This window comes from Guptibacillus sedimenti (assembly GCF_028610665.1).
GTDB lineage: Bacteria > Bacillota > Bacilli > Bacillales > Guptibacillaceae > Guptibacillus > Guptibacillus sedimenti.
On record NZ_JAQQWV010000013.1, the window covers coordinates 1 to 24330 of the forward strand.

At 41.4% G+C, this 24330-nt stretch carries 19 protein-coding genes, 1 rRNA gene and 2 riboswitches; of the genes, 4 read left to right on the plus strand and 16 right to left on the minus strand.

The features are described 5' to 3' along the window. The 6 genes from PQ578_RS21700 to PQ578_RS21725 form a co-directional block, all read right to left on the minus strand. A 16S ribosomal RNA gene (locus tag PQ578_RS21700) occupies nt 1-100 on the minus strand; the annotation flags it as partial. Between the two features lie 568 nt (nt 101-668). Next, complete coding sequence (locus tag PQ578_RS21705; RefSeq protein ID WP_098446103.1) at nt 669-1964, minus strand: NCS2 family permease; 1296 nt, start codon at nt 1962-1964, stop codon at nt 669-671. Nucleotides 1965-2148: 184 nt separating this feature from the next. Further along, nucleotides 2149-2250, minus strand: a riboswitch (purine riboswitch). Between the two features lie 85 nt (nt 2251-2335). Further along, nucleotides 2336-3874 (minus strand): glutamine-hydrolyzing GMP synthase, encoded by a 1539-nt coding sequence (gene guaA, locus PQ578_RS21710; RefSeq protein ID WP_098446102.1) that lies wholly within the window; start codon nt 3872-3874, stop codon nt 2336-2338. A gap of 150 nt (nt 3875-4024) precedes the next feature. Beyond that, nucleotides 4025-4126, minus strand: a riboswitch (purine riboswitch). 37 nt (nt 4127-4163) lie between these two features. Continuing rightward, nucleotides 4164-6332 carry a transglutaminase TgpA family protein gene (locus tag PQ578_RS21715; protein WP_273837223.1) on the minus strand — a complete coding sequence of 723 codons (2169 nt, stop codon included), beginning with the start codon at nt 6330-6332 and terminating at the stop codon, nt 4164-4166. Then, nucleotides 6319-7569 carry a DUF58 domain-containing protein gene (locus PQ578_RS21720; protein WP_273837224.1) on the minus strand — a complete coding sequence of 417 codons (1251 nt, stop codon included), beginning with the start codon at nt 7567-7569 and terminating at the stop codon, nt 6319-6321. The genes PQ578_RS21715 and PQ578_RS21720 overlap by 14 nt, the downstream gene beginning before the upstream one ends. Beyond that, nucleotides 7566-8540 (minus strand): AAA family ATPase, encoded by a 975-nt coding sequence (locus tag PQ578_RS21725; RefSeq protein WP_273837226.1) that lies wholly within the window; start codon nt 8538-8540, stop codon nt 7566-7568. Before PQ578_RS21725 ends, PQ578_RS21720 begins: the two co-directional genes overlap by 4 nt. A gap of 362 nt (nt 8541-8902) precedes the next feature. On the opposite strand from PQ578_RS21725, the gene fdhA reads away from it, so the two are divergent. Together fdhA and PQ578_RS21735 are read left to right on the plus strand one after the other, a co-directional pair. After that, complete coding sequence (gene fdhA, locus PQ578_RS21730) at nt 8903-10120, plus strand: formaldehyde dehydrogenase, glutathione-independent (RefSeq protein WP_160921760.1); 1218 nt, start codon at nt 8903-8905, stop codon at nt 10118-10120. Nucleotides 10121-10214: 94 nt separating this feature from the next. Continuing rightward, nucleotides 10215-10568: a DUF488 domain-containing protein gene (locus PQ578_RS21735; protein ID WP_273837229.1), complete on the plus strand. Its 354-nt coding sequence runs from the start codon at nt 10215-10217 to the stop codon at nt 10566-10568. Nucleotides 10569-10638: 70 nt separating this feature from the next. Here PQ578_RS21735 and PQ578_RS21740 read toward each other — a convergent pair whose 3' ends face one another. The 10 genes from PQ578_RS21740 to groES form a co-directional block, all read right to left on the minus strand. Then, on the minus strand, nt 10639-12606 hold the full coding sequence (locus PQ578_RS21740; RefSeq protein WP_273837267.1) for a catalase: 1968 nt from the start codon (nt 12604-12606) through the stop codon (nt 10639-10641). A 222-nt stretch (nt 12607-12828) separates the two neighbouring features. After that, nucleotides 12829-14088 (minus strand): MFS transporter, encoded by a 1260-nt coding sequence (locus PQ578_RS21745; protein ID WP_273837231.1) that lies wholly within the window; start codon nt 14086-14088, stop codon nt 12829-12831. A 105-nt stretch (nt 14089-14193) separates the two neighbouring features. Beyond that, nucleotides 14194-15348 (minus strand): hypothetical protein, encoded by a 1155-nt coding sequence (locus PQ578_RS21750; protein ID WP_273837233.1) that lies wholly within the window; start codon nt 15346-15348, stop codon nt 14194-14196. A gap of 148 nt (nt 15349-15496) precedes the next feature. Continuing rightward, nucleotides 15497-16204: a LutC/YkgG family protein gene (locus PQ578_RS21755; RefSeq protein WP_273837235.1), complete on the minus strand. Its 708-nt coding sequence runs from the start codon at nt 16202-16204 to the stop codon at nt 15497-15499. Next, entirely contained in the window at nt 16204-17628 is a 1425-nt protein-coding gene (locus PQ578_RS21760) for a LutB/LldF family L-lactate oxidation iron-sulfur protein (protein WP_273837236.1), read from the minus strand. Before PQ578_RS21760 ends, PQ578_RS21755 begins: the two co-directional genes overlap by 1 nt. A gap of 12 nt (nt 17629-17640) precedes the next feature. Then, a complete protein-coding gene (locus tag PQ578_RS21765) occupies nt 17641-18357 on the minus strand; it encodes a (Fe-S)-binding protein (RefSeq protein ID WP_273837238.1) in 717 nt (238 codons plus the stop codon). 78 nt (nt 18358-18435) lie between these two features. After that, entirely contained in the window at nt 18436-19140 is a 705-nt protein-coding gene (locus tag PQ578_RS21770) for a FadR/GntR family transcriptional regulator (protein WP_273837240.1), read from the minus strand. Between the two features lie 77 nt (nt 19141-19217). Then, a complete protein-coding gene (locus PQ578_RS21775; protein WP_273837242.1) occupies nt 19218-20804 on the minus strand; it encodes an L-lactate permease in 1587 nt (528 codons plus the stop codon). A 264-nt stretch (nt 20805-21068) separates the two neighbouring features. Continuing rightward, nucleotides 21069-22709, minus strand: a complete 1641-nt coding sequence (gene groL, locus PQ578_RS21780; protein ID WP_165999286.1) for a chaperonin GroEL — start codon at nt 22707-22709, stop codon at nt 21069-21071. A 42-nt stretch (nt 22710-22751) separates the two neighbouring features. Further along, nucleotides 22752-23039, minus strand: a complete 288-nt coding sequence (groES, locus tag PQ578_RS21785; RefSeq protein ID WP_048313430.1) for a co-chaperone GroES — start codon at nt 23037-23039, stop codon at nt 22752-22754. A gap of 335 nt (nt 23040-23374) precedes the next feature. On the opposite strand from groES, the gene PQ578_RS21790 reads away from it, so the two are divergent. Then, nucleotides 23375-24085, plus strand: coding sequence for a CPBP family intramembrane glutamic endopeptidase (locus tag PQ578_RS21790; protein WP_160921751.1), 711 nt, complete (start codon nt 23375-23377; stop codon nt 24083-24085). Next, complete coding sequence (locus tag PQ578_RS21795) at nt 24082-24306, plus strand: YdiK family protein (RefSeq protein WP_159780912.1); 225 nt, start codon at nt 24082-24084, stop codon at nt 24304-24306. The genes PQ578_RS21790 and PQ578_RS21795 overlap by 4 nt, the downstream gene beginning before the upstream one ends. Nucleotides 24307-24330: the final 24 nt, after the last annotated feature.

Genomic DNA, 24330 nt, shown 5'->3' on the forward strand with positions numbered 1-24330 from the left:
CGCTAAGATCAGGGAGCAAGCTCCCATCTCTTCGCTCGACTTGCATGTATTAGGCACGCCGCCAGCGTTCGTCCTGAGCCAGGATCAAACTCTCCGATAGAAAGCTTAATCTAGCTTTTAAAACAATTTGTTTCCGTAGAAACAACTACTTACATGGCGTTTCGTTCAGTTTTCAAAGAGCAATTCGTTTCTTTCGTTGTCGTTTTCAGCGACCCAACTAATATACCATGTTGTTCCGTTTGATGTCAACAACCTTTTTAAAATGTTTTGAATGATGTTACGCGCTTTTTTCAGCGGCAACGTCTTCTATAATACATGAAGATTAAAATGAAGTCAATCACTTTTTTCATGCGTTTGCTGTCGTTTTCTTAACAACGTTCTCTACTTTATCAGTAAAATGCGATGTGGTCAATGGTATTTAACAAATTCAGAGAAAACATTCTGATAAGGATTGCTTAAAACAGCACAGGTAAAGCAAACTTTCTTCACATTTACTCATTTACATTTAATGAAGCTTTTCTTTTAATCCAGTAAGTGAATCAATTTTTTTATGATTAAACAAACGTTTGATTAGCTTCTCTCCGCTTCAAGAATAAATGGTTCTTTCAATGACTCCCTTTACTTTTACCCCACAAAAAAAGCAGCCGGTTTGGCTGCTTTTAAACTTACTATGCTAAAAATACAAAATAGGCGATAAACACGAAGAACAGTCCGTACATAATTGGATGAATGTTCTTTCCTTCCCCTTTTACAACCATCGTGATCGGGTACATGACGAATCCAAGCGCAATTCCTGTTGCGATGCTATAAGTCAGCGGCATCGCTATAATGGTTAGAAACGCGGGAACCGCAATCTCAAATCGTTTCCACTCAATGTTACCTAGTACGCTCACCATCAGGACACCTACGATAATCAACACTGGTGCTGTGACGGAAGGAGTCACGACTGCTAATAATGGAGAGAAGAATAATGCAAGCAAGAAAAACCCTGCTGTTACGACCGAAGTAAAACCAGTTCGTCCTCCAGCCGCTACTCCTGATGATGACTCAATGTAGGCAGTCGTTGTTGACGTTCCAAGTACAGCGCCAAGAACTGTTGCAGATGAATCTGCAAATAAAGCTTTTCCCGCCCTTGGGAGTTTATTGTCTTTCATTATTCCAGCTTGTGTTGCTACGGCAATTAACGTACCAGCCGTGTCGAAGAAATCAACGAATAAGAAGGTTAAAACGACGACAAGCATGTCAATCGTTAACAAATCACCAAGGTGACCAAAAGCGACGCCGAACGTTGGTTCAAGGCTTGGCACACTTCCCACAATGCCATCTGGTATTGGTACCTGATTAAAGATCATTCCTACGATCGCTGTAATCACCATTCCGTAGAAAATACCACCCGTAACGTTACGGACCATTAGAATAACCGTGATAATTAATCCGAATACAGCAAGCAACGTTGGTCCCGCAAGAAGGTTCCCTAGCTGTACAAGGGTAGAATCGTTGTTTTGAACGATCCCTGCACTTTGAAGACCAATAAATGCAATGAAGAGCCCAATTCCACTCGCCGCTGCGTATTTTAATTCCATTGGAATCGCGTTAATAATCATTTCTCTTATTTTAAAAATAGTAATAATAATAAAGATAATTCCTGAAACAAGCACCCCGGCAAGCGCTGTTTCCCATGGTACACCCATAACGGTGACAACTGAGTAAGTGAAGAACGCATTCAATCCCATTCCTGGTGCTAAAGCAATCGGATATCCAGCTAACACACCCATAATTAATGTACCAAGAGCTGCAGCAAGAGCTGTAGCGGTAAATACGGCGCCTTGATCCATTCCTGCGTCAGCCAATACTGCCGGGTTAACGAATAGAATATAAGCCATTGATAAGAACGTCGTTAATCCTGCAATTGTTTCTTTTCTATATGTTGTATTGTGTTCTTGGAAGCGAAAAAAACGATCCATTTCTTAATTCCCCCTTATTCCCTTCATCCATCTTTCTAACAGGCTCGTTACCCTTGCTTATTCTCTGCTAAGGAAGGTTAGCCATTCATGAAAAAGAAAAAAAGCCCCGGGTTCTCTACCCGGAGCGGACTAATAGGAAAAGAGAGAACGGCTTAAGAGTCGCTACAGGAGCATACTCTTTCACCACTTCCTCTGTTTCCTTCGTAGTCAGGTTATTTACGGTAACCTGGTAGAGACTTTCGGGCCTTATTCCCGATGTTATACGATGGATGATCGTTCTATTTAATTACTTTTGTAGTGTATCAGCTATCAGACACGCCGTCAACACAAAACACGAACGTTTTATCTATCTATTATATTTTTGTTCGTGTTTATTCCCACTCAATTGTAGCTGGTGGCTTAGAAGTAATGTCATACACCACGCGGTTAACATGATCCACTTCATTGACGATTCTCGTAGATATAATTTCAAGAATTTCAAATGGAATGCGAGCCCAGTCTGAGGTCATTCCATCAATAGATGTTACCGCACGAACACCGATTGTGTAATCATATGTTCTTGCATCTCCCATCACACCTACACTTCGGAAATCAGGAAGGGCTGTGAAGTATTGCCAGATATCACGATCAAGTCCTGCTTTTTTAATTTCTTCTCGAAGGATGGCATCAGAATCGCGAACGACTTTAAGCTTTTCTTCCGTTATTTCGCCAATCACACGGATTCCAAGACCAGGGCCAGGGAACGGCTGTCTCCAAACGATTTCATCTGGAAGACCAAGCTCAGTTCCTACTTTACGTACTTCATCTTTAAACAGCATGTTTAACGGTTCAATTAAATCAAGCTTCATGTCTTCAGGAAGGCCGCCTACGTTGTGATGAGACTTAATTGTTTGAGCAGTAGCCGTTCCACTTTCAACGATATCTGTGTAAAGCGTTCCTTGAGCTAGGAATGACATGTCCTCAAGCTTTTCAGACTCTTCTTCAAACACATAGATAAACTCGTTTCCGATGATTTTACGCTTTTTCTCTGGATCAGTTACGCCTTTAAGTTTTGTAAGAAAACGGTCGGCTGCGTCGATTTTGATCAGGTTCATTTCAAACCCTTCACCAAATGTTTTCATGACGCTGTCTGCCTCGCCCTTACGAAGAAGACCATGATCAACAAACATACATGTTAGCTGGTCACCAATCGCTCGGTGAATTAACGCCGCTACTACAGAAGAATCGACTCCTCCACTTAGCGCACAAAGAACCTTTTTATTTCCAACCGCTTCACGGATTGTATCGATTTGCTCATCAATGAAGTTCTCCATTGACCATTCACCTTTGCATTCACATACCTTGTAAACGAAATTCTTTAGCAATTCATTTCCGTACTCTGTATGACGAACTTCAGGGTGGAATTGAACACCATAAAGATGACGAGAAACGTCACTCATAGCTGCTACTGGACATGATGGGTTCGTTGCCGCTACTTCAAATCCTTCTGGTGGAGCTTTCACTAGATCTCCATGGCTCATCCAAACAGATTGTTCTTCAGGAAGACCATCATATAAAGGAGATTTATCGTTAATGGTTAGCATAGCCTTACCATACTCACGATGCGTTGCAGCTTCTACACTTCCACCAAAGTGATGCGTCATCAGCTGCATACCATAACAGATTCCAAGAACCGGAATACCAAGTTCGAAAATTTCTTCATCACAGCGCGGTGCGTCTTCACCATAAACACTGTTCGGACCACCTGAGAAAATAATTCCTTTTGGATTAATCTTCTTAACTTCTTCAGCTGTAATGGTGTTCGGATGCAATTCACTAAACACGCCAAGATCACGAATACGCCTCGCAATTAGTTGGTTGTACTGTCCACCAAAATCGAGGACAATAATGGATTCCTGTTCTTCTAACATCAAATTCCCTCACTTCTATTTAGTCTCTAGTAGCATTTCCTAAATCCAATTAAAAAACGAAAGATTGCTAAGTTATTCTACTTCTTCACTCCCAGGTGACACAAAAAAGCCAGAACTCTGCCATGGTACAAAGGCAGAATCCTGGCTTATACTAGGAGTATCTGCCTTCATAGTCAGATCATTTACGGTGATCCGGTAGAGACTTCTGGGCCTTATTCCCAGGGATATACGAAGGTTACAACTTGCTGTTTAAACTATGGATTCATTCTATCAACCGTCTATACAACGGTCAAGATTGCATCTTTTTAATTAAATTTTCCCACAATTGCTTCATTTCTTCCCAGGCATCACCGTTCGTTTTCCCGCGATAGTAATTTTCTTCATAACGACGCGTTAATTCTTTCATCTCTTGGGTTTGAAGCTTCTGATCAACTTGAACAGCATACTCTCTAAGCGTTTGGTTTGCACCTCGTTTAATACCGTGTAAGTCAAGCAGCCATAGAAGTCTGAAGTAAGCTTCAGAGATTACCTTCCCATCATCACGTTTCTTATATTTTGAAATGATATAGCTCTTTAACCATTTCTTATAGTTCTTAAAAGCGACATAGCATACAAGCACAAGAACGACAGTTATCAAAATGGTGTACCATACGGACCATTCAAAGGAGGAAGAAGAGGATCCGGATGCTTCCTGTTCCTCTGGCATTTGCTCCTGTTGATCGGGCTGCTCTTCTTCAGCTTGAGCTGGATCAGACGTTTCTGTATTTGATGCTTCATCCTCATTATAATCACTAACAAAGTCTGCCTGATTAGAGAATCCACGAGTGGGTTCAAATGGAACCCAGCCTACTTCAGGAAAATAAGCTTCTACCCATGAATGCGCATTGTTATTTGTTACTTCATATTCACGATAATCACCTGCTACGTCAACGAATTCTCCTTCCGTAAAGCCTTTCACCCATCTCGCAGGAATTCCAATACTTCTTAATAGAACGGTCATTGAACTAGAGAAATTATCGCAATAACCAAGCTGGGTTTCGAAAAGAAACTGATCTACATAATCATCATTTTCGCCCGGAATAGCGACATCAGTCGTTTCATACACAAAACCATTCCCAACGAAGTAATTTTCAATGGCTCGCGCTTTATCATAAGGATTTCCTTCATCACTCGTAATCTCTTCCGCCAAATCACCAATTCTTTCTGGAAGAGATTCTGGTAATTGAAGATATGTGTTTGCTAAACGCTCCGGATATTCAGCTGGTGCTTCTCTCAACATTTTTTCTGAAAAAGTAGGTGAATCATAGTCTAAATTGTAATTATCAAGCACAACTGATTCGCCAAGATTTTGCGTAAACACTTTTCCACTCAAAGGATTTTCAAGGAGTTGCACGTTTTGTCCTGTTTCGATCTTTGTTACCTGGCCAGGATGGACGATAAAGTCAAATTCCTCGTTACCAGTCATGTTCATTTTCATATCATAGGCTTCTACTTCCACGCCATCTTCAAACAACGTTTCGGTGCTACCTTCGAACATAACACGGTCCTGAACAGAGGATTCCCACCCTTTTCCCGTATACACGTCTTTTGTTTCAACACGCCAATATCCGCGATCTTTAATTTGCGCTGTAAAAACTGGTGTATCATCCATTACAAAAGGCCCACCAAGACGTGAGTCATCTTCTCCGTATCCAATCTTATTAATGCCATTCCCATTTCCACCGTCTCCCTCATCACCAGTTGTCTTTTTCAAAAAAGGAACGGGATCTGGCCACAAAGGTTCAGCTTTTGGGGCTATATAGCCAAATAAAGAAGAGAACGCAATCACAACAATTAGCGGCATGAGCCAATAAACAGGAAAACGCCCTTTTGAAAATGAAACTCCTTCCTGTTCCTGAATGCGTAAGATTTGTAAAAGACCAAGTAGCACAAAACCTATAATGACAATACGTATGATGGCATTATCCGCTTCATAGGTAGTAAACGTATCAATCACTGAGATGTAGACAATGGTTACAAGTAGAAATAAAAAGATACGCCTCGTTTGGATTAGCCAATACTGCATCAAGTAGCTAATGAGCCAAAGCAAAATGAAAAACAGGAACGTTCGAAAGACATTCGAAAGACGATCAAAACTGCCATCAAATAATAACCCGATATTCTTAGAAAAATCCGATAGAAAATAATCGAGCCATAAAAAATCAAAGAATGGTCCAGGGAAAAACATGGCATGTACCGCATAAACCATTGCTACCCCTTTAATTGGAAAGGACAGCCAAAAAGGCAGTTGGAAATACGAGAGTAAGAACAAGAAAGCTGTAAACAAAATAAAAATTTCTGTTTGACCCGTATCTGAAATGATCGAGAGAGGTCGTAACCATTCCCAAAATAACAGAAAACCTAATCCGTAGAGGAGAAGAGCGTAAAGCCAGTCCGTTTTTTCATTAACTTGTTGCACGCTTCCCACCCCCCTTTAATTCCTCATTAAACGAATTTCCCGCAATCACATGCGCTTTAATTCCATACTGCATAAGCTGGTTGATCTCTGCTTGTTGTTCTAGTGTAATATGCTCGGTAACAAAGAAAAACTCAACTTGAACCTTCCTAGCAACAAGCTCTTTTAATGTAGAAGTGAAGGCCCCATCAAGCGAAGGACTAATCATCAATACGCCTGTTCCTGCTGGAAAATGATGAGCTTCCCTTTTTACAACCGTATCAAATGTTGTATTTCCATTCGCTTGAACGCGCGCAAGATGATGAAAGACTCTCCTTCTTTGAGCCTTCCCTCCATTAATGCTTAAAACAGAGTGATCCTTTCCTGATGAAACAAGTCCAATCATCGCATTTTGCTTTAAAGCAGCATTTGTTACAGAAGCGGCAAGCCTTACCGCCTTCTCAAACAAAGGGGATTCAACTCGCCCATAGTGAGCCGTTTCTCGATCAAGAAAGACCATGTAATCCTGACTGATTTGCTGTTCGAATTGCTTGGTTAATAGTTTTGACCCTCGGGCTGTTGCTTTCCAGTCGATCCACGATAGTTTATCTCCAGGTACATAATCCCGTACGCTCACGGCAGTTGAATAATCTAAATCTGCTTTTCTTGGAGATGGCCTTGTTCCCGAAAGTTGTTGATTATAGGGAGACCAGGAAATCTTTTGATAGTTTGGGAGAACATAAACAGCTTGCTCGCGCGCAACCATATTCTCATGTTGCACGAACCCAAACAAATCGCCTGTTTTACAACGAATTTCCCTGAATTGATATTCTCCCCTTGGAATCGATTTAACGGTATAGCGATAAGTTAAGTTCCTTCTAAACATCGGAAGCAATAATGCTAGTGAACGTTTCTGATAGTTTGACGACGACTCCTTCGCATAGGAAACAAGTCTTTCCGGTAGCACATCTTCTACTACTAAATAGAAAAGTGGGAAGTAGCTTTTTCGTTCAATTCGAATCGATATTGTTAACTCCTGACCATCTGTTAACTCGCTATGACTAATATCACGCGTCATCTTAATCGATTGAAGTGGATAAAAAATGAGAAGGAGAGAATAAATACCAAAAGGAAGAAAGCTATAGAAGAGAAACCAACTAACAAACCCTCCCTGAAACATTGCATAGGAGAAGGTAAGCAGAAAGAGGAGGCCTAAAAACAAGAATTTTAACACTCTATTATTGGCAAGCTTGTCCCTCATTTCACTTTCTCTTCCCTCCGAATTGGTACACGAACGCGGTGAAGAATTTCTTTAATAATCTCCTCAGGCTTTTGTCCTTCAAAAGTCGCTTCCGATTTAAGTATGACCCGATGAGATAAGACATAAGGCGCTAAGAATTTCACGTCATCTGGAAGAACATAATCACGATTCCTCATAAATGCATAAGCCTGACAAGCTTTCATTAATGAAAGAGAACCACGCGGACTTGCTCCGAGATAGATCGACGTATTATTTCGCGTTCGACTTACAATATCAATAATGTATTGTTTGACCGATTCATCCACAAAAACAGCTTTTACTTTTTTCTGCATATCAAGCAGCTCTTCAAGTTCGAGAGCCGTGCCAATCGAGTCGATTGGGTGGGCGTGCTCCGTCCGATTCAGCACTTCAAGCTCTTCTTCAGGAGAAGGATAGCCCATTCGCAACTTCAACAAAAAGCGATCAAGCTGTGCTTCAGGAAGTGGATAGGTTCCTTCGTACTCAATTGGGTTTTGCGTCGCCATTACAAAAAATGGCTGTGGTAGAACATGGGTCTCTCCATCAACCGTTACGTTCCCTTCCTCCATTCCTTCAAGAAGAGCTGATTGTGTTTTCGGTGATGTTCGATTAATTTCATCTGCTAGAATAATATTCCCTAACAAAGGCCCTTTCCGAAATTCAAATTTCATTTCTCGTTGATTAAAGATAGAAACCCCCGTTAAGTCTGAAGGCAGTAAATCTGGCGTAAACTGAATGCGGTTAAACTGAGCACCAACTGACTTCGCTAAAGCACGGACCATCATCGTTTTCCCCACGCCAGGTACATCTTCAAGAAGCACATGACTTCCGGCAAGCAACGCTACTAAACTTAACTCAGTCACCTCTCGCTTCCCTACCATTACCTTTTCGATATTCTCAATCACTTGCTGTACAGCTGGGTGGTACGCATCAAACTGGTAAGATGAACTCATCATTGATTCCTCCAATAATCTTGATCTGCCATAATTATTTTAAAAATAGGTCTCATTTCCTATCATTTTTCCATAACGTTATCAAAAACAAATGTCTGAATACTCATAACCTTATTGTAACAAAAAATACTTTAGCGACGTTAATAAGAAGAGAGTTTTCCTATATTTTCATTTTTCTTTCATGTTAAGCGAGCTTAGCACAAATGAAAATCGTTTTAACCTGGATGAAAAAGGGAAACCACATTATAGATAATCACACCGAAAGAATTCATAATCTTCAAATTATTATATCGAGGTGAGTACATAAGGTCACGCTATGCCTCTCGTCCCCCTTGTCTAAAACGAAAAAGGAGGAAGTACAAATGGCAGGTAATCGCGGTGTCGTATATACAGGTTCAGGTCGTGTTGAAGTTCAGGATATTAGCTATCCAGATTTAGTTCTTCGTGAGGGTCCTGGTGTACCTAAGAGCAATGCTGGTCGTAAATGTGAACATGGCGTGATCTTAAAGAATATCGTGACAAATATATGCGGAAGCGACCAGCATATGGTTCGTGGCCGCACAACGGCTCCCTCTGGTTTAGTTCTTGGTCATGAAATCACAGGAGAAGTGATTGAGGTTGGACGAGACGTTGAGTTTATTAAAAAAGGGGACATTGTTTCCGTTCCATTCAATGTTGCTTGTGGTCGATGTAAGATGTGTAAGCGTCAGGACACTCATATTTGTCAAAACGTGAATCCTGAACGCCCGGGTGCTGCTTACGGATACGTTGATATGGGTGGCTGGGTTGGTGGCCAATCCGAATACGTAATGGTTCCTTATGCAGATTTTCAATTGCTTGCCTTTCCCGATAAAGAGAAGGCTATGGAGAAAATCCTCGACTTAACGATGCTATCCGATATTTTTCCTACCGGCTATCACGGAGCGATTAGTGCAGGAGTTACGACAGGGTCAACCGTGTACGTTGCCGGAGCAGGACCAGTTGGACTTGCTGCTGCTCATTCCGCTCAGTTACTCGGTGCGGCTGTTGTGATCGTAGGTGATTTGAAAGAAGAACGTCTCGCTCAGGCACGTAGCTTCGGATGTGAAACGATTAATCTCAAAGAACACAATGATCCAGGTGAACAAATCGAACAAATTCTCGGAATACCTGAGGTGGATTGTGCGATCGATGCGGTTGGATTTGAAGCTTATGGACACGGAACTGATAATGAAGAGCAGCCTGCCATTGTGCTAAATACGATGATGGATGTTGTAGAAGCTGGAGGGAAGATGGGTATCCCAGGGTTATATGTAACGGAGGATCCTGGAGCAGATGATAAAGATGCTAAGCAAGGCTCCCTTAAAGTAAGATTTGGACTTGGCTGGTCAAAAGCACACCATTTTGTTACAGGTCAAACACCTGTCATGCAATACCATCGTCAATTAATGATGGCGATTTTAAATGGAAAAGCCGATATTGCAAAGGCCGTAAATGCAACCGTTATCAGTCTTGATGAAGCCCCTCAAGGGTATAATGAGTTTGATAGTGGTGTGGCGAAGAAGTTTGTGATTGACCCACATGGGATGTTGAAGAGGTAAATCATAAAAGAAGCCAATCCTAATCACTAGGATTGACTTCTTTTTTCGTGACATACGACTAAAACGTAAGCAACAAAACTGGAAGGTGATTTAGATGTCAGTTATCCTTAGACGAATTTATGCAGAAGACCACCCTCTCGATGGGAATCGTATTCTCATTGACCGCGTATGGCCGAGGGGCATATCAAAAGAGAAAGCTAAATTAGATGACTGGATGAAAGAAATTGCACCAAGTTCTTCGTTACGAAAATGGTTTGATCATGATCCTGATAAGTTTGAAGATTTTAAGAAAGCATACCAAAACGAAATTAATGAAAGTAAGATGGCTCAGACGAAATTACAAGAACTGAAGAAAATGGCTACTAACGAAAGGCTCGTTCTCTTATTTGGTGCCAAGGATATGACACATAATCATGCGGTAGTGTTAAAAGAGATGATAGAGGAGTAAACTAGATTTGTCATTCTTTTCAAAGTAAAAGAGAGAGGATTTTCCCTCTCTCTTTTTGCATTCTATTCCATTAAACTAGCTTACGATCCCAATGACGATGCGTCGCAATCGCTTCACTGAACTCATTTACAAATTTATTCATATCTGTGCCAGTGACAACCCCTGACTGCCCGACTAAGTTGTTATTCTCTAACCACTTCATACCTTCATGCGTTCCGCCGATTGGTTTAAAATGTGAGAATGCTTCATTGATAAAGTAATTAGCCGATTGATAGAATCCTTTACTTTCTTGATTCCCACCAACCGCGTAAATTGCATCAAACAAGACAGAATCACAAGTGAGGAATGTGTGATCAATCTCGGCTTCAGCGCCATCAGTAGCTGTTTTTACACCGCGCTTATCGCTAATTAGTTCAGGCTTAATCCCTTTTTCTTTCAGCTCATTAAGTACTTGAATGAGCTCTTCTCCATTAAATCCATTGTCTACAATTACGCCTACTTTTCGAGTATCAGGCGTAAACGTTGTATTTAATTGGCTAAGTGCAGGTGATGTTTTTGTAATATCTGATCCACCTTCTTTAGGTTCCTTCGCTCCAATATTTTGAGCGACGGTTTGAGAAAGATCTAAATTGATATTCGCAAGCATATCCACTACTTGTTGCTGAACGGACTTACTTGTCAGCTTACCTAACTCAAAGCTAAAGGCATTTTTAATATGCTCTTTCTCCACATCGCTCATGCTGTTAAAGAAAAGAACGGCCTGAGAGAAATGATCTTTGAAGCTTTCACTGCGCGCACGAACCTTATGACCGTCTACTTTCTCCTGATAATGAACGTAGCCACCCTCTTCTTCTGTCGCTGGTTCTGGCTGATTATCAGCAAGAGAATTTTTGTGGTAGCTTACTTGGCCTTTGTTAATCGTTTGTCGCATAAACCCATCACGTTGATTGTTGAAAAACGGGCAAACTGGGCGATTAATTGGCAATTCATGATAGTTCGCACTACCAAAACGGTTAATCTGTGTATCTGTATAAGAGAACAAACGTCCTTGCAGTAGTGGATCATTTGAGAAGTCGATCCCTTTCACTACGTTACCTGGGTGGAACGCAACCTGCTCATTTTCAGCAAAGACGTTTTCAACATTTCGATTCAACGTCATTTTCCCAACGATTTTGACAGGAATATCTTCCTCTGGCCAAATTTTCGTAGGATCTAGCACATCAAAGTCGAATTTAAATTCATCTTCTTCGTTAATGATTTGTACGCCTAGTTCCCATTCAGGGTAGTCACCATTTTCAATGGACTCATATAAGTCCCCGCGGTGGAAATCAGCATCTTTACCTGAGATTTTTTGCGCTTCATCCCACACGAGTGAATGTACGCCCAACTTTGGTTTCCAGTGAAACTTAATAAACCGCGCTTCTCCTTTTGCATTCACAAACCGGAATGTATGGACACCGAAACCTTCCATCATACGTAAGCTTCGAGGAATGGCTCTGTCAGACATCGCCCATAGCGCCATATGTGCGGACTCTTGGTTGTTAGCAATAAAGTCCCAGAACGTATCATGAGCAGAAGCAGCTTGTGGCATACCGTTATGAGGCTCAGGTTTTACCGCATGAATTAAGTCTGGGAATTTAATAGCATCTTGAATAAAAAATACGGGCATGTTATTCCCAACTAAATCATAGTTCCCCTCATCCGTATAGAAACGAGTTGAAAATCCTCTCACATCTCGTACCGTTTCAGCAGACCCTTTTGAACCTGCTACTGTTGAAAAGCGAACAAAAACGGGCGTTTTTCTGGAAGTGTCCTTTAAGAATTCAGCGTCTGTGATTTCTTCAAGCGACTCATAAACTTCAAACTCACCATGTGCAGAAAAGCCTCTAGCGTGTACAACACGTTCAGGAATGCGCTCATGGTCAAAGTGCGTCATTTTTTCTCTAAAATGAAAATCTTCCATTAGCGTTGGGCCGCGTTCCCCTGCTTTTAATGAAAATTCGTCTTCCGAAACCTTCAATCCCTGATTTGTCGTCATTTTACCTTTATCATCGGTGCTATATTGGTCCAGCTGCTTTTTTTTCTTATTCTCGCTCACTACAATTCCTCCCGCTATATCGATATGTAAAATCTTATATAGAGCGGTTCCCTAACTGACTAATATCAAACCTCGTTTTTTTCAAATTTTTAGGTTCTTCTCAAACAAAAAAACCCATTATCTCAGTCGATAATGGGGTGGGGAAAGCATCCATTGGGTGTGTTAATCAACATTTCTCAGCTCATGAAACTTCGCATAAACAAAGCAAGCATACAAGACAACTAACATAGCTCCCCCAGTCATTATTTGATCAATACCAATTCCAGTAGAAAGTAGAAGGGCTGTCATAGCGTAGCTGACTGGGATAAGGCCCATAGAGGCAAGGGAGATCAGCCCCATTACTCGCCCTAAGACCCTTTCCTCAATCATGCCTTGTATGGCCGATATAAAAGGAATGTTGCTGGCAGAAAGACAGGCGCCAAAAACTACAAGCATCAGAATACTCATCCAAAGCACAGTTGAAAAGCTCAGTCCGATAAAAGCAAGCCCAGAGAAGATAAGAGCAAGTAACGCAATCTTTCCCCGCTTTTTCGTTAAATTAAGAACCCCAACAACAATCGAACCAATTAACATCCCAACTGCCGCCCCAGCTTCTAATAAACTAAACGTTAATGAATCGCCACTTAGAATGGTTTTAACGAACAGCGGAAGTCCCATCGACATCGGACCGACAAGAAACAAATTCATAAAAACTGTCGTCAGTACGACGACGACTAAAACTCTTGATCCCTTTACATAAAGAAGCCCTTCTTTAAACGTCTCAAAAAAAGATTGGTCGCTCGTTTCATGTTCCACTTTATGCTTTGGGATTTTCATCAGATAGATAAGGATACTTCCAAGAAAAAGCATCATGGCCGTTATCGAAAAGACAATTTCATAACTCCCAAAAGCAATGATTAAGCCTGCCAGCATAGGAGCGATAATAAAAGAAGCCTGGTTTGTCATTTGAATAATAGAATTTCCCCTCGTAAGATTTTCTTTTCGGATAATTGATGGAATGACCGCACTTTCAGCAGCCCAGAAAAAAGCGTCAAGAATACCAAAGAAAAAAGCAACGCCTACAAACGTCCAGAGCGTCACGTCTCCGAAAATAAACCAGAGAACAAGCCCAACAAGTAATACCCCTCTCGAAAAATCGGATAGAAACATCATTTTCGTTTTACTCATCCGATCCGCAACCGTTCCACTGATAATCATAAATAATAGTCTCGGTATGCTCGATGCAATATAGATAAGACCGAGTGAAGCTTCAAGGTTTAAAACATTGACGACATACCAGCTCTCCGAAAAAAGAAAAAAGGAAATACCAAAACTTGATAAAAATGCCGCTCCCCATAAGAGAAGGAAGTTTTTGTTTCTAAAAATAGAGTCGACTTGCACTGTGTGTTCATTTTGATCAAGAACGTTCTCCTTTAACGCCATCCCCAACACCTCTGCTTTTTTGATAGCTTAAGTGTATCGAAAAACAGTAAGATGAGACGATGACCTAGGGTTTGAAATCCCCTCCGCCTTAAGACGGATCGATGTTCAATCACTTCCTTCACCTTGCTGTCTTTTTAATTCTTGAAATTCCTTCTGATCATTCTCCCAAACCACGCCTACCATCTCTTTATCATCATGTTTATCAAGCTCTATTAAATTTAATAAAGGTTCGTTTTGTACTTCTTTTTCAATCACCTGTATCGTTACGTTCCCATCATCGCCAAGCTCAGGTTTAATCCACTCAAACACTTTCGTTAAATCTTGAACAACGTATGGATGCCCTGGATAAAATCCATCGCTTTCATAGTAAAGCATTAGAAGCATATTCGAGCACTTGCCATCTTTATCAATTGCATTGCAACTTATCCAGTGCGCTTCATGCGTATCTTGATCGGCAACGTTTGGTATAATACGCTCTTCATTTAGCGTCTTTACTTTCGGCGTCATTCGTTCTTCAATTTCTTTACTGAGTGTACTTGGATGTTCTTCTGAAATCTCCTTTTTTAAATCTGCAATCGATGAAATCAATTGGACATCTTTGACTAATAACTCAATCTGGTAGCCTTCCTTCGCTTCATCTGGGCGACCAAAAACCATCAATTGACCGATATCAACACCTTTTGATCGAATCCATTTAATTGCTTCCATCATGTCTTTTAACTCTTCTTCTTTTAATCCATAGCGGCTGAGTAAATGATCGTCCTGAACATTTAAGCGATAAAACCCTTCCTCTGTATAATCAAGATATGTACTGTATCGTCCCTCTTGTATTCTAGTAAATCCAAATTCGCTAATGTCCATCATATCGTCTTCAATCGTTTGGTACTTCTCGTAGGTTTTCTTACCTTTCTCGTAGTCGTCCCCTTCCACATTTGTTCGAAAAAAACCGTTAACATCAATCCAAAAGTCAAAGTCGGGGTTATTTTTTAGAGCGACTTTATGCTCTGTATCTCCTAGGTTGGCTTCATTACGATTTCCTGCATAGACGAGAGTAATCTCTTCCCCGTATTTCTTTTCCATATACTTATTTAATTCATCTTCAGTATCTGTAAAAAACCCACTAAAAAACGTCATCACAACCCATATGATAATACCGGTCACTATCAGAAGAAAAAGACAAATACCTCCAACAATCCAGGCAACCATTTTCCCTGTTGAAGACATACCTTTCTTTTCTAGTTTATTCTGTTTCTCCTGCACACCCTAGCCTCCTCTAGCGCTAAACGTATCTTTAGCTTACATTATAGCGACCTATAGAAAGGATTCATACAAAATATTCCTTTTACACAAGTAAAAAAGACCCTTTAGAAGTTTTATAAACTTACAAAAAGGTCTTTATACTCGCCCATCAGATATCATCCACTATGATATAGGTGGCTTTCACTGGCCCGTGGACCCCGACAATTAAATTCATTTCGATATCAGCACTATTACTTGGACCAGTAACAAAACTGACGCACGATGAAACCGGGTTTCCTTTCTTCTCTTCCTCATGAATCAATTGACTCGCCTGCGTCATTCGAGGTACGAGCGTGCTCTTTGGAACGATGGCAATGAATGTTTCCGGAAGTAAGCTAATGGATCGACCGTTAAAGCGATCGTTAAACAGTGTTACGGTTCCAGATTCTGCGAGCGTTATATCACTGAACACAACTCCAGCTCCTGCTTGTTCAGCAAACGTTATGTTTTCTTGTCCTTTCTTTTCATCCCAAGTGTGAATATCATAACCTTCAGCTTGAAATTCCTTGTATACGTTGCTTAAGCCCGTTTCGTCATTCCTTGGGCCACTGGCTCCGACTATTTTGGTAACATCATAGTTTTTAAGAACCGTTCGTAAGGTTTCTGCAAGTCCATCTAAGTTCGTTCTAGTAAATGACGTGTGAATCACCTTACACTGTTCCTCCAATTTCTCAACTAGCTCATCTTGAGTTGCCCCTTGAAACACTCGCTCCTGCGGGTGAACAGAATAGACAGGTGATTCCACTTCCGTTCGTCGCGTTCGACCAAGTTGCTCAGCCAGGTTATTCAAAAACCTTTCACGGTTATGAATGGCCATCACTGATCACTCCTTTGCTGTCGTTTTTGATACCAATCGCGGAAACGTTCCTTCGATGGGGCTGGGAAATCTCTTTGCTCCGTCCAGCCTTTCATTGGACCAGGACCTTTTTCGATAAAATCATCTTTTGTCCAGGGTTTCAGCGTTGTTCTAGCCATTTTCGTCGATAATTTATAGGCCGCTGGTGTGGAAGCCCACTTCGCAAAACCCATCATCATCATTTTTTCCGCTTTGGTCGTCATCTTTTCGCGTTCCACAATGATTTCTCGATGTCTGATTAAATGTTCATGAAGCGGAATTTTGACAGGGCATGCTTCGGTACACGCAGCACACAAGGTCGAAGCATAGGGGAGATCCTTGTGATCGTCATACCCATCTAATAAAGGAGTTAGTACAGCTCCGATCGGCCCTGGATAAATCGATCCATATGAATGACCACCAACGTGACGATAGACGGGACAAGCATTAATACAGGCAGCACAGCGAATGCAATGGAGAGCTGATTGAAATTCCGTCCCAAGTATTTTCGATCGTCCATTGTCTACAATCACAAGGTGAAAATCTTCCGGACCGTCTACTTCATTTTCAAGGCGCGTTCCTGTTAATGCTGTAATATAGCTCGTAAGCTTTTGTCCTACAGCTGCACGAGTCAACAAGCTCACCACGACTTCTAAGTCCTCCCAAGTTGGCACAATTCGCTCCATGCCCATGACAGATATTTGGGTATCAGGAAGAGATGTAACCATTCTTGCATTTCCTTCATTCGTCACGAGTGTAATCGCTCCAGATTCCGCAACCGCAAAGTTACACCCGGTGATCCCAATATCTGCTTTTAGAAAATCCTGGCGCAATTGTTCTCGAGCAAAAGCGGCAAGCTCAACAGGATCATCCGAACCAGTATAGCCTTTCTTCTTCATAAACGTTTCGCGAATTTGCCCTTTATTTTTATGAAGCGCTGGGGTCACGATATGAGAAGGTGGATCCTCGTCCAACTGTAAAATCCATTCACCTAGGTCTGATTCAACAACTTCACAGCCGCTTTTTTCGAGTGCTTCATTCAAGCCAATTTCTTCAGTGACCATTGATTTTGATTTCACGACTTTTTTCGCTTGTTTTTTCTTTGCAATCTCCTGAATATATTCGTTCGCTTCTGCCGCAGTTTCTGCAAAAAAGACGGTCCCGCCTCGTTTTTCCACCTGCTCACTTAATTGATGCAAATAATAATCCAGGTTTTCCATCGTGTGAGAACGAATCTCTTCACCAAGGGTTCTCCAATCTTCCCAATCCCCGAGCTCTTCCGCTGCTTTTAACCGTCCTGACCTAAATCGTCCTTGAGCGCTGGAAACAGCTTTTCTCATAAAGGAATTATTAAGACCATCTTGAATTCGTTCAGCATAAGGTTTATGACCAATTTTAATACTCATCTCTACCCCTCCTCACTGAGTGTTCAATACTTGTGCGATATGAAGACACTTTACTTCCTGCCCATTTCTTCGTAACCGACCACCCATATTCATGACGCATCCCATATCGCCACCAATTAAGTAGTCAGCATGCGTTTCTTCAATATGCTCGGCTTTCTCTTGGACCATCTGCCCGGATATGTGCGAATTTTTGACAGCGAATGTTCCACCAAACCCACAGCAGTCCTCTTTCATTGGAAGGTCAATGAGATTTAGACCTTTCACATTTTCTAGTAAAATTCTCGGAGCGTCCTTAACGCCTAACAAACGCGTCATATGACAGGAAGGATGATACGTTGCCGTTCCAGTAAATGTAGAACCTACGTCTTTTACTTTTAGCACATCAACCAAAAACTGTGTTAATTCAAACGTTTTATCCGATAGGTTACGTGCTCTATCACGCCACTCCGGTTCCTCTGCCAATACTTTCGGATATTCTTTCAACATCTGTACGCAAGATCCTGAAGGCCCAACGACATATTCGGATGATTCAAAAGCCTTGATCATTTGCTTCATCGCTTTGACCGACTCACTCTTGTACCCACTATTATAAGCAGGTTGCCCACAGCACGTCTGTCCAGCTGGAAAATTGACTTCACACCCAAAGCGCTCTAACAGTTCCACCGTATCCTTCCCAACATCAGGTGTGAACGTGTCACATAAACAAGTAATAAATAAAGAAACTTTCATGATAATACCTCCCCTTTAGACATAAGGTCATCAGATGACTAAACGAAATAAAAAGGAAACTGCCTAAATCAGATCCCTTTACTTCATAAAATTAGCTAACGACTCTTCTACATTGTTAAGATGTGCTAACATTGCTTCTCGAGCTTTATCCTCATCACGAGTTTCGATTGCATCTAATATTCTTTGATGTTCTTGTAACAAGCGTTCTGTCCCTTCCGGAGTATGCAGCAATTTACGCGTTTCTCGCATCGCCTGCATCATAATTTCAGAAACACTGTTCATTAAGTTAATCAGCATTTGATTGTGACTCGCTTTGACCAGCGCCATATGAAACGCTAAATCAGCCTGATCCCCGATTTCACCACTACCTTTTGCCTCTTCCATCTTCCCGATTGCATCTCTCATCGGGGATAGATCTTCACTCTTATATGAAGCTGCCGCTGCCCCAGCTGCACCTACTTCAAGTATCTTCCTTACTTCCAATAGTTCTTGCAGATCTTCTGATTTCATTAAAAATGCAACTGATACTGGAAGTGAAAAACGTGAGGCGTCAAAGGACTTCACATACGTTCCTTCTCCCTGTCGCATTTCAAGAATGCCCATTGCCCGAAGCGCACTTAACGACTCTCGAATAGCCGACCTTCCGACATTAAAGTTTTTTGCCAAAACTTCCACGCTATCAAGCTTATCTCCTGACTTCAATGTCCCATTTTTCAGCGATTCGAGTAGAGAATCTGCGACTTGTTCATAAATCTTTTTCGATCGAATCGGTTTGTATTCCACCATTTTCCCTCCAACTTCCCATCGTGTGTTACTTTTATTTTACTCTAAATAAAAGAATTGGAAAAGTGATGAAGCAATTAAAACAGTACTGTCATGAATAAAGCAGCTACCCCTACGAGAAGTCCGTATAGCAAGGCTGGTAAAATCGTTTTTCGAATAATATCTCCCTCTTTTCCAGAAAGTCCAACCACAGTTCCTGCTGCAACAACGTTATGAACACAAATCATATTACCAGCGGCAGCCCCAATAACTTGAAGCGATAGAATTGTATCCTTTGCGAGTCCCGTCTCTTTCGCAATGCTATATTGAATGGGAGAAAACGTGAGTGTCGATACTGTCGCACTCCCTGTAATAAACGCTCCCAATTCTCCAAGAAATGGAGCTGCGAGCACCCACATGGAACCAAACCCACTCGCCAAGGTTTGAGCTATGTATTGAGGCATGCTCATCAGATCGTTCATATTCATTCCTGAATTTGTAAACACTTGCACAAGAGCCAATGTGGCGATTAAAGCTAACGCTGCATCTTTCATCGATATAATTGATTCCTTTGCAGCAGCTGAAAAATTCCGGAATGATTTTCGTTGAATGAGTACCGCTAAAATCGTTGCAAGTACGAGCACAGTTCCCGGTGAATACAATACTTGCCACTTGGAAGTAATGCCTTCAACACCTAAAATATTCGTCCACGTCAAGTCCACCCAACTTAACGTAAAGTCTTTTACGGCAGGCACAATTCGAGTCATTAACAATAGCGCAACAATAATCAAGTAAGGAGACCACGCTGATGCTAAGCCCATCTTGGAGCCTTTTTCGTCAATAACAAAATCTTCTTGAAGTGCTTCTTGCCATGAAGATCTCGGAAGCAAAAAACCTTTCTTTGCCGTGAGTGTCGCTACGACTAACCCGGTAAGAGAAGCTAAGATGGCAACAAACTCGTGACCGAACAATACAGCATAGAGATAAGCAGAAGACGTATAAGTAATTCCGATCAATAATGTCCAAGGGAGCATTTCAATTGCATCTTTCCAACTCTTCTTCTTACCAAAAAAAACGGTTAGAACAACGACTAATATAAACGGAATGAAGGTACCCGCAAATAAATCGAAGAAAGCAATTTGAACACCGATATCTTGATAAAAAGATAAACCTGCGTCTGGTAGATTACTAAGTCCCACTTGAATTGGCGTACCGACAGCACCATAAGATACCGCTGAACTATCTGCAATGAGAGCAATTGCCGCTGCTGCCATTGGGGTAAAACCTAACGCTACTAACAGCGGTCCGGTGAGCGCCGCTGGAGTACCAAATCCTGCAGCACCCTCGATTAATGCACCGAATAAAAAAGCCACGATAACATTTTGCACTCGCATGTCTGTTGATATATTTCGAAACCCTTGATTAATTCGATTCACAGCACCTGTATGACGAAGTGTATTTAATAAAACGATCGCACCGAACAAAATAAATAAGATGGTTAACGCCTTATGCGATCCTTCCAAAACAGATGCAACTATAACCTCTCCCTCTACTCCCCAAACAAAAAAAGCTAAAATAATAACAATTAACGAACTGAAGAACATTCCTTTCTTAGCAGGCATTCGAAGGAGCACTAAAAAGATAAATGGGGCTAAAATGGCACTTAAAGCAACAAGTAGTAACATCAACATTCCTCCGTTTACATAGTTTCACATTTGTTAGCGCTTTCAGTTGAGGTGATAAAACAACAAGTCATCAGATGACCTGTTGTTTTATTTTATACTGATAGACTTACTGTTACAAGTGTTTTTTGTTATATAGACAGAATAGGATGTGATTTATTCCTTCTCACATTTAATGCACATAAAACATAAAAAAGCTCCCCCCAGTCCTAAAACTGGAGGAAGCTTTTCATTCACTCAGATATTCTGAGCAGATGGGAGCATGAATTACATCATGCCGCCCATACCGCCCATTCCACCCATGCCGCCCATATCAGGCATGCCGCCGCCTGCATTTTCCTCAGGCTTATCAGCGATAACTGCTTCTGTTGTAAGAAGCATTGCAGATACAGATGCTGCATTTTGTAGAGCAGAACGAGTTACTTTAGTTGGGTCAACGATACCAGCGTCAACCATGTTTACCCATTCACCAGTAAGGGCGTTGAAGCCAATACCGATTTTCTCGCCTTTAAGGCGTTCAACCACAACAGATCCTTCAAGACCAGCGTTGTGAGAGATCTGACGGATTGGCTCTTCAAGAGCACGAAGAACAATCTTAACGCCAGTAGCTTCGTCACCAGTAGCTTCAACAGCTTGAACAGCCTTAACGACGTTCACTAGTGCTGTACCACCACCGGATACAATTCCTTCTTCAACCGCTGCGCGAGTTGAGTTAAGAGCATCTTCAATGCGAAGTTTACGCTCTTTCAATTCAGTTTCAGTTGCCGCACCAACTTTAATGACAGCTACGCCGCCAGCAAGTTTAGCAAGACGTTCTTGAAGCTTTTCTTTATCGAACTCAGAAGTTGTTTCTTCTAGCTGAGCTTTGATTTGGTTTACGCGACCAGCAATCTTGTCTGTTTCGCCAGAGCCTTCAACGATTGTTGTATTTTCTTTCGTTACAACAACTTTAGAAGCGCGACCAAGCTGAGTGATGTTCGCTTGTTTAAGGTCAAGACCAAGATCTTCAGTGATCACTTCAGCGCCAGTTAGTGTACCGATGTCTTCAAGCATCGCTTTACGACGATCACCGAAGCCAGGAGCTTTAACAGCTACTGCATTAAACGTTCCGCGAAGCTTGTTCACAACGAGTGTTGCAAGAGCTTCACCTTCAACGTCTTCAGCAATCATAAGAAGTGGTTTACCTTGTTGAACAACTTGCTCAAGTACAGGAAGTACATCTTGAATACTAGCGATCTTCTTATCCGTAATAAGGATGTAAGGATCTTCTAGAACAGCTTCCATTTTGTCGGAATCTGTTACCATGTATGGAGATGCATATCCACGGTCGAACTGCATACCTTCTACTACTTCAAGCTCAGTAGCAAATCCTTTTGATTCTTCAACAGTGATAACGCCGTCGTTACCAACGCGCTCCATTGCTTCAGCGATCAATTGACCTACTTCTTCGTCAGCAGCAGAGATAGACGCAACCTGTGCGATTGACTCTTTGCCTTCGATTGGCTTAGAAATGTTTTTGAGCTCTTCAACAGCAGCTCTCGTAGCTTTCTCGATACCTTTACGGATAACCATTGGGTTCGCACCAGATGCTACGTTTTTAAGACCTTCGCGTACCATAGCTTGTGCAAGAACGGTTGCAGTTGTTGTACCGTCACCGGCAACATCGTTCGTTTTGCTCGCTACTTCTGCTACTAGCTTCGCACCCATATTTTCGAATGCATCTTCAAGCTCGATTTCTTTCGCGATCGTTACACCATCATTCGTGATAAGTGGAGATCCGAATTTCTTCTCGAGGACAACGTTACGTCCTTTTGGTCCGAGTGTAACTTTAACTGCGTTCGCAAGAGAATCAACACCGCGAAGCATTGCGCGACGGGCTTCTTCACTGAACTTAATATCTTTTGCCATTTGTTACCCTCCTAAATGTATGTAGTGCTTTTATTTTTGTGTTTACTTACCTACAACTGCAAGAATGTCATTCTCACGAAGGATTAGATACTCTTTACCGTCATACTTTACTTCAGTACCAGCGTATTTACTGTAAATAACAGCATCGCCTTCTGATACTTCAAGCGCAACACGCTCTCCACCATCAGTTAGTGCACCGCTACCTACAGATACGACGCGACCTTCTTGTGGCTTTTCTTTCGCAGAATCCGGAAGCACGATCCCACTAGACGTTTTTTCTTCTAATTGAATTGGTTCGATGACTACTCGATCACCTAAAGGCTTTAACAACTCAAACACCCTCCTCAGATGGAAATTATGGTTTGATTCGTTTTTAGCACTCACCATCATCGAGTGCTAACACATGTATATAATAAATAATTCAGTATCCTTTTGCAAGTAGTAAAGTTGATTTTTTTTTCAGTTTTTTCTTTTCTTACCTACTCGTCACGATCTGACATAAAATACTAAGACTTCTGGCCTGCTTTTCGATAAGTTTCGCTTTAACGGTTCTAAACAATTTATGAAGTCTTATGAACGGCATTCCCTTTTCAAAGTGTGTTAAACTAGTACGAGTATGCAAGTGCCTTATAAGGCATGCAAACCATTTAAAGGAGTAATGATTCTTGGCCAAACACTATTGGACTATACTGATTACCTATATTGTCATGCAGCTTTCAGGGGTTGTAGGCGTTCCTTTACTTCAGCAACTTAACGTCGCTGATCCCATTGTTACCTGGTCAGTTTTTAGTTTTCTTACTGCCCTAATTATTATGTTGTTTCTTCTACGCTCCACTCCTGATGTTCCATTTGAACGCTCTGCTCGCGTTTCACCTGGCCAGGCAGTCGGCTGGAGTGTGCTAGGCGTATTTATGGCCTATGCTTCCCAAATTATTGCAGCTATGATCGAGATGAATGTATTTGGCATTGATCCTGGTTCTGAGAACACAGAAATGCTTATTGAAGTGGCAAAGGCTTCCCCTATTTTTATCATTGTAACGTCCATTATTGGACCAATTCTTGAAGAAATCGTTTTTCGAAAAGTTATTTTCGGATCATTATACAAACGATTTAACTTCTGGATCGCCGGCATTCTTAGCTCAGTTATATTTGCAGCGATTCACTTTGACTTTTCCCACATACTCATCTATACAGCAATGGGTCTAACCTTTGCCTTTCTATATGTGAAAACAAAGCGTCTGATCGTACCGATTATTGCACACATGACAATGAATACATTTGTTGTGTTAATTAACGTCTATTTTGCTGATGATATTATGGAGATGGAAAAGCAGCTTAATCAGACGCAATCGTTTATTGGAGGACTCTTTTCATGAAACTCTCACCAACTATTATGGGTTTTTTCTATCTAGGACTCGGGTCGCTCTTTACGTACCTTGCGATCCAAAGTGCTAGTAGTAACGGCGAAATGTGGAGCTTTTATACAATTCTACTGATGGTTCTTGCCACAGTGGATTTCGTATATGCCATTCGTTTTTTCGTCCTTAGAAAACGGATCACACAACTTAAGAAAAAAGATGAAAACAAAAAGCGGTAGGAATTCCTACCGCTTTTTGTTTTG